This window comes from Shewanella sp., assembly GCF_047975355.1.
Classification (GTDB): domain Bacteria; phylum Pseudomonadota; class Gammaproteobacteria; order Enterobacterales; family Shewanellaceae; genus Shewanella.
In genome coordinates this window covers 24,212-33,514 of sequence record NZ_JBKEDJ010000059.1, presented here as the reverse complement: position 1 = coordinate 33,514, position 9,303 = coordinate 24,212, and the positions used below count along the sequence as shown (strand labels likewise).

The following is a 9,303-nucleotide window of genomic DNA, read 5'->3' as shown; positions in this document are numbered from 1 at the left end:
GATAGTGCTGGCCTTGGCGGGATTGGGCCTTAAGAGCCAAGTGGAGCGCATGTTGCTCTCTGGGGTGGCAACCTCCTTTATGTTTAGCGCACTGACCAGCTTACTGCTGTATTTTGCCAGTCCGCAGGCTACCGCATCCGTATTGTTTTGGAGTCTAGGCAGTTTTGCTAAGGCTAATTGGTCACTATTGGTGCTGCCGTCCTTGGTGGTGCTGGTGAGCTTTTTGATTATTCTCGGTTGGAAACGCCAAATCATGGCACTGCAGGCGGGGGATGAAACGGCCCACACCTTAGGGGTGAATGTGCCTAAGTTACGCCTCAATATGCTGCTGCTCTGTTCCCTTATCACTGCAATCTTAGTGGCGACCTGTGGCGGCATTGGTTTTGTCGGCTTAATGATCCCACATACTGTGCGCTTGTTATTTCCCGGTCGTCAGCCAATATTATTGACAGCCTTAGTCGGCGGCCTGTTTATGGTATGGATTGATGTACTCGCTAGATGTTTACTCGGCAATCAGGAATTACCCGTAGGGATTATCACCGCAGCGATTGGTAGCTTTTTCTTTTTGCTGATTTTGCGTCGCCGCAGATTGTCGAACTAGCAACTTGAACCATGAATTGCCTAAATTTAGTACTAAGTGCGTATGGCAAATCGCAGCCGAATGCGTCGTAGTTATTATCTTAGAATCTGTTATCGAATGAGTTATGAGCAGCGAATCCCTAAGTGGATTCGAAATTGCCACTGGAGTGTGAATGTCTCAATCTGTCCCGTCATTTCAAATCGAGCCTGTGAGTAAAGCGCAGGATCAACTCATCCAGCAAAAGATCGATCTTAAGACTAAGCCGCCCGGCGCCTTAGGGCTGTTAGAGTCGTTGGCACTGCAAATTGCCCGCATCCAAGGGGCTAAGCAGTTGCAGATTGTTAACCCGACTATGTTGGTATTTGCCGGAGATCATGGGATTGCCGCCGAAGGCGTGTCGATTGCCCCGAGTGAAGTCACGCGGCAGATGGTGCAAAACTTTGCCCATGGCGGCGCGGCCATCAATGTGTTTTGTCGCCAATTAGGATTCAATCTCGAAGTGATTGATTGCGGTATTTTAACCTCGGTTGAGGGTGTCGAAGGCATTATCGACCAACGCCTTGGCGCGGGTACTGGCGCAATTCACTTAGAGCCTGCAATGACTTTAGCTTGCGTGGATAAGGGCTTTGCCATGGCGCAGGCGTTAATCGAGCGCCACCATCAGGCGGGTTGTAACTTGGTCGCCTTTGGCGAGATGGGCATAGGCAACACCTCTTCCGCAGCGGCGATTATGGCGGCCATCATGCAACTCGATGTGGCCGAGTGTGTTGGTCGTGGCACGGGGATCAGTGCCGAGACCTTAGAGCGTAAACAGATGCTTATCGAACTCGCACTGCTGTTACATCAGAGTGCGATGACAGGGCCTAAGCAAGTGCTGGCCTGTTTGGGCGGCTTTGAAATTGTGCAGATGACGGGGGCGATGCTCGCCGCCGCAGAGCGCAAGATGCTGGTCGTGGTGGATGGTTTTATTGCAACCGCGGCGGCTTTGGTTGCCGTGAGTATCAATGCCCATGTGCGGGATTATTTGATTTTTGCCCACCGCTCCGAGGAGCAAGGTCATCAGCGGATGTTGGAACATTTAAAGGCTAAACCTTTGTTATCTTTAGGGCTGAGATTAGGCGAAGGCACGGGCGCTGCCTTGGCATTGCCGTTAATTCAAGCCGCAGTAAATTTTTACAATCAAATGGCGAGTTTTAGTGATGCCGGGATTGAGGCTGTTGTATGATGTGCCCTGCTAAGTGTCTTATTTAAAATAATAACTTTTAGCTAACCGTTTTAATCTTAAACCTTGCAGCAAGTGTTAATTCACTAAGGATGCTTTATGTCAGAACGCGAAAGCTGGCACAAAGAGATAGATTTGTTTTTAGTGGCCATGGGCTATTTTACCCGCATTCCTATGCCCAAATGGGTTGAGGTCGATGCCGACAAACTCAATAAAGCCAGCCGTTACTTTGGCTTAGTTGGCCTGCTGGTGGGGCTACTCAGTGCCATCGTGTTTTGGCTCACCCAAAACTGGTTACCCGCTGGTGTGTCAGTGCTGCTGTCGATGGTCACAGGCGTGCTGTTAACGGGCGGTTTTCACGAGGACGGCTTAGCCGATACCTTCGATGGTTTCGGTGGCGGTTGGACGGCGGAAGACAAGCTGCGGATTATGAAAGACTCTCGCCTTGGGAGCTACGGCGCCTTGGCTTTGATGCTCGTCCTGATGCTTAAGTGGCAATTATTAGTGGAACTCGCGCTTTATGATCCCGTGGTTGCAGGCTCGGCGATGATAGTCGCCCATACTGTGAGCCGCGTCGTTGCTGCCAGCCTTATCTTTACCGAGAAATATGTGCGCGACGATGAGTCCAGTAAATCCAAGCCGTTAGCGCAGCATCAAGGCATTAATGAACTGTTTATTTTGATCGCCAGCGGCGTGTTAGTGCTGCTGGTGCTTAAAGGCATTGCCGCGCTGTCACTGTTACTGGTGATGATAGGTTTGCGCCGTTTGATTGTAGTGATCTTTAGACGCCAAATCGGCGGCTACACGGGTGATACCTTAGGCGCGGCGCAGCAGATCTGCGAAATCGTGTGTTATTTCGTGCTGCTCGTTGTGGGTAGCATACTGTGATCCATTTAGTGCTAGGCGGCGCACGTAGTGGCAAGAGCCGCTACGGCGAAGCCTTAGTGCGCCAGTATACCGCCCTCGGATTCGATGCCTGCTATCTGGCGACCGCACAGGCGCTCGATGCCGAAATGAGCAGTCGAATTCGTTTACATCAGGATGGACGTGCTAGGGATGAGATCGACTGGCAACTCGTCGAAGAACCCTTGGCATTAACCGCCAAGCTCAAACACTTAGCCAAACCCGGCCGGGTGATTCTGGTGGATTGTTTAACACTCTGGCTCACCAATCAACTACTTGCACAAAGCCCCGAGGCCGAGCCAGCTTCAACGGAATCGGACTTTGCCTTGGATTTTGCCCGCTCTCGCCATGAGCCTTTAGAACACTGGCGGCAGCAGCGCGCCGATTTTATTCGGACCTTAAGCACCCTTGAGGGCGTGGTGATTTTAATCAGCAATGAGGTCGGCTCTGGCATTGTGCCCTTGGGTGAATTGAGTCGTCAGTTTGTCGATGAGGCGGGTTGGTTAAATCAGGCAGTTGCCGAGGTGGCGGATAATGTGACCTTAGTGGTGGCGGGTCTGCCACTGGTGCTTAAATCCAGCTAAGACAAACTGTTATCGACGCATTTTTAGTGGGAGCGCATCGATCCCCCGTTAGTTTATTTTCCTCCGTTGAGTGATGTTCTTGCCCATGAATTCAAATATCGCCTCTAGTTCTACTTTAGCCTTGTTGCAAAACCAGTCTCAAGGTGTTGCAAGTCAAAGCGAAGCTCTGCATTTGGGCGCAAAAGTGCTAATGGTGCAGGGGACAACCTCGGATGCGGGTAAAAGTACGCTGGTGGCAGGGATTTGTCGATTGCTCGCCCGTGAGGGCGTTAAGGTCGCGCCTTTTAAGCCGCAGAATATGGCGCTCAATAGCGCAGTCACCATTGATGGTGGCGAGATTGGCCGCGCTCAGGCGCTGCAAGCCGCAGCCTGTTTTCTTGCGCCGCACACGGATTTTAATCCCATCCTGCTTAAGCCAAGTTCAGACACGGGGGCGCAGATCATAGTGCACGGCAAAGCCTTAACCACCTTAGAGGCCTCGGCCTTTTTCGGGGAAAAGTCTAAGGATTATAAAGCCATGGCGCTAAATGCCGTGCTGGAATCCTTTGCGCGTTTAGGTCAGCAATACCAAACGATTGTGGTTGAAGGGGCGGGAAGCCCTGCGGAAATCAATCTGCGTGAAGGGGATATCGCCAATATGGGCTTTGCCGAGGCGGTCGACTGCCCAGTGATCATCATTGCAGACATAGATAAAGGCGGGGTATTTGCCCATTTGGTGGGAACCTTAGCACTGCTCTCTCCCTCCGAGCAGGCTAGGGTAAAAGGCTTTGTGATCAATCGCTTTCGCGGCGATATCAGCTTGCTGCAATCCGGTCTCGATTGGCTTGAATCCCATACGCAAAAGCCTGTGTTGGGTGTGTTGCCCTATTTGCATGATTTGCATTTAGACGCAGAGGATGCGCTGATAGATTCGCCCAATAAGCAGGCACAAAGCCGTTTTAAGGTGCGGGTATTAGTGTATCCCCGCACCAGTAATCACACGGATTTTGACCCGCTTAGGCTGCACCCCGATATCGATTTTGATTATGTGTCGCTCCAAACTCAGGCTACAGCACAGACGCAGGAGATTGCCGCCGATCTGCTGATTTTACCCGGCAGCAAGAATGTCCGAGCTGACTTGGCTTTTTTGCGGGAGCAAGGTTGGGATAAGCAGATTGCCAAGCATCTGCGCTACGGCGGTAAGCTGCTGGGGATTTGCGGCGGCTATCAAATGTTGGGTGAAAGCATTGCCGATCCAATGGGGATTGAAGACACGCTCGGCGTGAGCCAAGGGCTCGGATATTTACCCATTACCACCGAATTTAAAGATGAAAAACAGCTACGTAGGGTCGTAGGCCATTTAGCGCTGCAAGGGCAACAAGTAGAGGTGAAGGGCTATGAGATCCACTGCGGTGAGTCCCAATACCTTGATCCCCAATGCCTTGATCTCAGCGCTGCGGTAAAGTCAGCCCCACTATGGCTGAAAACTGAGAACAGCCAGATGATTAAATCTTTTGCCGATGGTTGCTTAAGTGAGGATGGGCAAGTGCTCGGCAGCTATTTACATGGGCTATTCGACAGCCCAGAGGCCTGCCAGCTCGTCCTTAATTGGGCAGGGTTGGAGAATGCTCAAACGATTGATATCAATGAAATTCGTGAGCAACAATTGAATCGTTTGGCCGATGTATTAGCCGAGCACCTCGATATGCAAAAGCTCGCATCCATTATAAATGCATAAGTGTTAGCAGTAGGATAAACAGAAGATCATGACAGCAGAAAACGACAAACAGCTCGACACCGAACAAGCTCAAATCAAGGCTGAACGCCATAAGGCGCGTCAACAAAAAGTGAAGGCGGGTGTGGACGCTAAAATTGCCGCTGCCCAAGAAGAAAAAGGCATTCTGCTGGTGCTCACAGGCAATGGCAAAGGCAAGTCGACCTCAGGTTTTGGCACGGTTGCCCGCGCGGTCGGCCATGGCAAAAAAGCTGCGGTAGTGCAATTTATCAAGGGTACATGGGAATGCGGTGAGCGTAATCTACTTGAAGGTGCGGGCGTGGCCTTTCATGTGATGGGCACCGGATTTACCTGGGAAACCCAAGACAGAGAGAAGGACACTGCCGCCGCTCTCGTGGCGTGGAAAGCCGCCGAAGCCTTGCTTCAAGACGAAAGTATTGATTGCCTGATGCTCGATGAGCTGACCTATATGGTGAGTTACCATTACCTCGATGTGGAACGGGTGCTCACGGCGCTGAAAAACCGTCCGCCGATGCAGCATGTGATTATCACTGGCCGTGCTTGCCACCGCGCGATTATCGAACTGGCGGATACGGTTAGCGAAGTGCAGCCGATTAAACATGCCTTCGAAGCAGGCATTAAAGCGCAGCCGGGATTCGACTATTAAAAAACGCGGCTAAGGCGGATTGGTTATACACCGCGAGCCGTCCTTTAAACCCCATTAGGGCTGTTGTTCCTCGGTAAAATCCGTTAGCGTCACTATCGTTAGCGTTTTTATCTTTAGCCGTTAGCGTGAGTAGCATGGGTAACTCAAGGATGATGCGATGAATAAACGTATTGTGATTTGTGCCGACGGAACTTGGAATCGGCCAGAGAAAGACCTTAAGGTGGATTTTCCCACTAATGTGCTGCGTCTGGCGCGGGCCATCAGTCCGATGGCGGCCGATGGAAAACCCCAGCAGGTCTTTTACGACTGGGGCGTTGGCTCCTATTACGATCAAGCCATCGGCGGCGCGACGGGGCGTGGGCTGCACAAAAATATCATGGATGGTTACCGCTACTTAGTGCAGAACTATTCCCCTGGTGATGAGATCTATCTGTTTGGCTTTAGCCGAGGCGCATACACAGTGCGCTGTTTATGTGGCCTTATCAATAATTGCGGCATCCTCAAGCGTCCCGATGCGAGGCTTATTCAACAAGCCTTTGACCACTATAAAAAAAGCAGCGCGCCCTTTGCCCCAAGCGGCGATAAATCCGTTGAATTTAGACAACAGCACAGCCACGAATCGCGGGAGATTAAGTTTGTCGGCGTGTGGGATACGGTGGGCGCCATGGGGATCCCGATTTCGTTTCTCGGCTTGTTCGAAGATAAAGACGAGTTTTACGACACTAAGATTGGCCGTAATGTGCGTGTTGCCCGCCATGCCTTGGCGATAGACGAACACCGCAGCGACTTTGAGCCCACCATTTGGCAAGTGCGCGATAATATGGACATGCAGCAAGTATGGTTTGCTGGCGCTCATAGTAATATTGGCGGCAGCTACAAGCCTGATAAAGATGGCTCCTTATTATCTGATAATGCGCTCGCGTGGATGATTGCCGAGGCAGAGCGGTTTAATTTAAGTGTGGAGCCGCATTTAGCGGCGAGTTTGCATCCTAATCCCTTGGCAACCTTACACGACTCGCGCCGCAGTTTTTATCGGATCAAACAGTCCTATTTACGCCCACTCGACCCTAACGTTGCGCCCGTGTTGTTGCATCGCTCGGTGAAAACCCGCTGGGATCAAGACCCTAAATATCGGCCTAAAAACCTGCAGACCTACCTTGAGCAGTTCGGCTGGCCAGAAGAATTCATCGATTAAATCATAAGGAACATCATGTTAATGCGACGCTTTATTGCCCTCGGTCTGAGCTTGGCGCTGTTACCCATAGCGGCGATGGCCGAGCCTGCAAAACGTATTATTGCGCTTTCGCCCCATGCGGTTGAAATGCTCTACGCCATTGGCGCAGGGGAGTCGATTGTGGCCGCGACAGATTATGCGGATTATCCTGAAGCGGCGAAAAAAATTCCCAGTATCGGCGGTTATTATGGGATCCAGATTGAGCGGGTATTAGAGCTTAATCCCGATCTGATTGTGGTCTGGGACACGGGCAATAAAGCCGAGGATATCAATCAACTCAAAAACTTAGGTTTTAAACTCTATAGCAGCTCTCCCAAGACGCTTGAGGATATTGCCAAAGAAATTGAGGAATTAGGTGAGCTGACGGGGCGCACTGAACAGGCGAGTCGAGTGGCGGCTGATTATCGCAATCAGCTGCTGAAATTACGCAGCGAGAACGCCGCTAAATCCGAGCCAAAAGTGTTTTATCAGCTGTGGTCGACGCCCTTAATGACGATCGCGAAAAACAGTTGGATCCAGCAAATCATAGGTGTTTGCCATGGCAAAAACGTTTTTTACGATGCGGCGAGTGATTACCCGCAGGTGAGTTTAGAGAATGTGTTACTGACCTTGCCCGAGGTGATTTTACAGAGCGAAGAGGAAGGCAATGTCAAAGGCATAGATTGGAGCCAATGGGCCGAAATCCCCGCAGTTAAAAATCAGCATATTTATCAATTAAATGCCGATTTATTGCACCGCGCGACGCCCAGAGCGTTACTCGGAGTAAAAGCCGTATGTGATGCCTTGGATAAAGCACGTTAGCTAAAGCGTGTAACTAAAGTGCGTTAATAGTCTATTGCAGCAGGGAATGCGTGTAAGGGGAGGAGATAAAGATGTCGACACCAATCAATGTCAGTGTAGATATCAGTTCAGGCGCCAATTCTGAAATCAGCGATAAGGGCACACTCGTGCTGCTGTGCGGCAAGATGGGTGCGGGGAAATCGACCTTAGCTCGTGAACTGGCCAAGGGTGAACGCTGCGTGCTCATCAGTGAAGATGAATGGCTAGCGACTTTATATCCAAATGAAATTAAAGATTTTGATGCCTATATTTATTACGCCGCACGCCTAAAGCCGCTGCTGAAGCGCCATATTGAAGCACTGCTACAGGCCGGATTAACTGTGGTCATGGATTTTCCTGCCAATACCCTCAATCAAAGGCGTTGGTTACTGAGCTTAAGCTTAGACGCGGGGGCGCCCCATCGACTCATTTACCTTAAGCATAGCGATGATCTATGTCTTAGCCGGCTGGCAATACGCCGCGAGGCAGAGCCAGAACGCGCCCAGTTCGATACTGAAGTCGTGTACTGGCATGTGAGCAGTTTCTTTCAAGCGCCAACGGTGGAAGAAGGGTTGAATATTGAAATACTTGAATCATCAGATTGTTGAGTCATTGTCGCTACACACTAACGCTATGACAATATGTCTTTAAATTAAGCAGTTCCGCCCGCGAGGGCATGTATCTGCTGAAATAACCGCAAGCTTGCTTACACAACAAAAACAATGGGAATTCTTCAATATGAACACACTACTCATTTGCTTATTTATCGCCATGTTATTGCCGTATCTGGCCAAAGGCCCCGTCGCCTGGGCGATGGCAAAAGCGGGCGGTTATGATAATCATCATCCGCGCACTCAACAGGCGCAATTAACCGGGTTTGGCGCGCGGGCTCTTGCTGGGCATCAAAACGCCTTCGAATCCCTGTTAATTTTTGGTTTGGCCGTAGTGACGGTTATCGCCACGGGCAAAGTCACTGCGACTGCTGAGTGGTTAGCGGTTGTGCATATCGTCGCGCGGGTGGTGTATCAAATCTTGTATCTACTGAACAAAGGCACGTTACGTTCATTGTCTTGGTTTGTGGCGATTTTCAGCGCCTTTGGGGTCTTCTTCCAAGCGTTTTAACGGCGTGGTGTTGGTTAACAGTGATGTGAATATCTAAGACCGAAGGAGTTGAGATGAGAGTGGTGGATACTGAGAATCGAGCCTGGTTTTTGTTTGAACATGAGGGCGATCTTTATCTAGATGCCAACTGCAGTATGAGTGCATTTGGTTATAACTACTTGATCCAATTGAATGAAAAGGAATCTGCTCGCTATCGTGAGCTTGGTCGAGAATACTTAACTCAACTCGCCTACGACATTCATTATTTGGTGCCGATTGCTGAAAACAGTCGCTCAATTTATCGAGGCAGAGATAAATCCAGAGAGTTTAAACTCTTAACTCGTCGTGCTTCCAGTTCTGGCGAGAAAGCCATTCTCCAATAGCAACTTAGGCAGTGCTTTAGCCCAAGTTTAGTTTATAGTGTCAAAAATCACGATTGATGGATTTTTCGTCGATTTTCTGACATTAGTTAAGCAGTA

Annotated in this window: 11 protein-coding genes; all 11 read left to right on the top strand. The window is 50.2% G+C overall.

Annotation, left to right across the window (positions count from 1 at the left end):
• The coding region (locus tag ACK5NH_RS15650) for a FecCD family ABC transporter permease (protein ID WP_416921545.1) at positions 1 to 601 on the top strand (601 nt) is incomplete at its 5' end.
• A gap of 151 nt (positions 602 to 752) precedes the next feature.
• Positions 753 to 1,805 (top strand): nicotinate-nucleotide--dimethylbenzimidazole phosphoribosyltransferase, encoded by a 1,053-nt coding sequence (gene cobT / locus ACK5NH_RS15645; protein WP_416921543.1) that lies wholly within the window; start codon positions 753 to 755, stop codon positions 1,803 to 1,805.
• A gap of 96 nt (positions 1,806 to 1,901) precedes the next feature.
• Positions 1,902 to 2,690 (top strand): adenosylcobinamide-GDP ribazoletransferase, encoded by a 789-nt coding sequence (locus ACK5NH_RS15640; RefSeq protein ID WP_011621638.1) that lies wholly within the window; start codon positions 1,902 to 1,904, stop codon positions 2,688 to 2,690.
• Positions 2,687 to 3,289 (top strand): bifunctional adenosylcobinamide kinase/adenosylcobinamide-phosphate guanylyltransferase, encoded by a 603-nt coding sequence (cobU, locus tag ACK5NH_RS15635; protein WP_416921541.1) that lies wholly within the window; start codon positions 2,687 to 2,689, stop codon positions 3,287 to 3,289. The genes ACK5NH_RS15640 and cobU overlap by 4 nt, the downstream gene beginning before the upstream one ends.
• 190 nt (positions 3,290 to 3,479) lie before the next feature.
• Positions 3,480 to 5,006, top strand: coding sequence for a cobyric acid synthase (locus ACK5NH_RS15630; protein ID WP_416921552.1), 1,527 nt, complete (start codon positions 3,480 to 3,482; stop codon positions 5,004 to 5,006).
• A gap of 28 nt (positions 5,007 to 5,034) precedes the next feature.
• A complete protein-coding gene (gene cobO / locus ACK5NH_RS15625) occupies positions 5,035 to 5,670 on the top strand; it encodes a cob(I)yrinic acid a,c-diamide adenosyltransferase (protein ID WP_416921539.1) in 636 nt (211 codons plus the stop codon).
• Between the two features lie 157 nt (positions 5,671 to 5,827).
• Positions 5,828 to 6,865, top strand: a complete 1,038-nt coding sequence (locus tag ACK5NH_RS15620; protein WP_416921537.1) for a DUF2235 domain-containing protein — start codon at positions 5,828 to 5,830, stop codon at positions 6,863 to 6,865.
• Between the two features lie 15 nt (positions 6,866 to 6,880).
• Positions 6,881 to 7,705: a cobalamin-binding protein gene (locus ACK5NH_RS15615; RefSeq protein ID WP_416921535.1), complete on the top strand. Its 825-nt coding sequence runs from the start codon at positions 6,881 to 6,883 to the stop codon at positions 7,703 to 7,705.
• A gap of 71 nt (positions 7,706 to 7,776) precedes the next feature.
• Positions 7,777 to 8,331 (top strand): AAA family ATPase, encoded by a 555-nt coding sequence (locus tag ACK5NH_RS15610; protein ID WP_416921533.1) that lies wholly within the window; start codon positions 7,777 to 7,779, stop codon positions 8,329 to 8,331.
• A 130-nt stretch (positions 8,332 to 8,461) separates the two neighbouring features.
• Positions 8,462 to 8,845 (top strand): MAPEG family protein, encoded by a 384-nt coding sequence (locus ACK5NH_RS15605; protein ID WP_416921531.1) that lies wholly within the window; start codon positions 8,462 to 8,464, stop codon positions 8,843 to 8,845.
• Positions 8,846 to 8,898: 53 nt separating this feature from the next.
• Entirely contained in the window at positions 8,899 to 9,207 is a 309-nt protein-coding gene (locus ACK5NH_RS15600) for a hypothetical protein (RefSeq protein ID WP_416921529.1), read from the top strand.
• Positions 9,208 to 9,303: the final 96 nt, after the last annotated feature.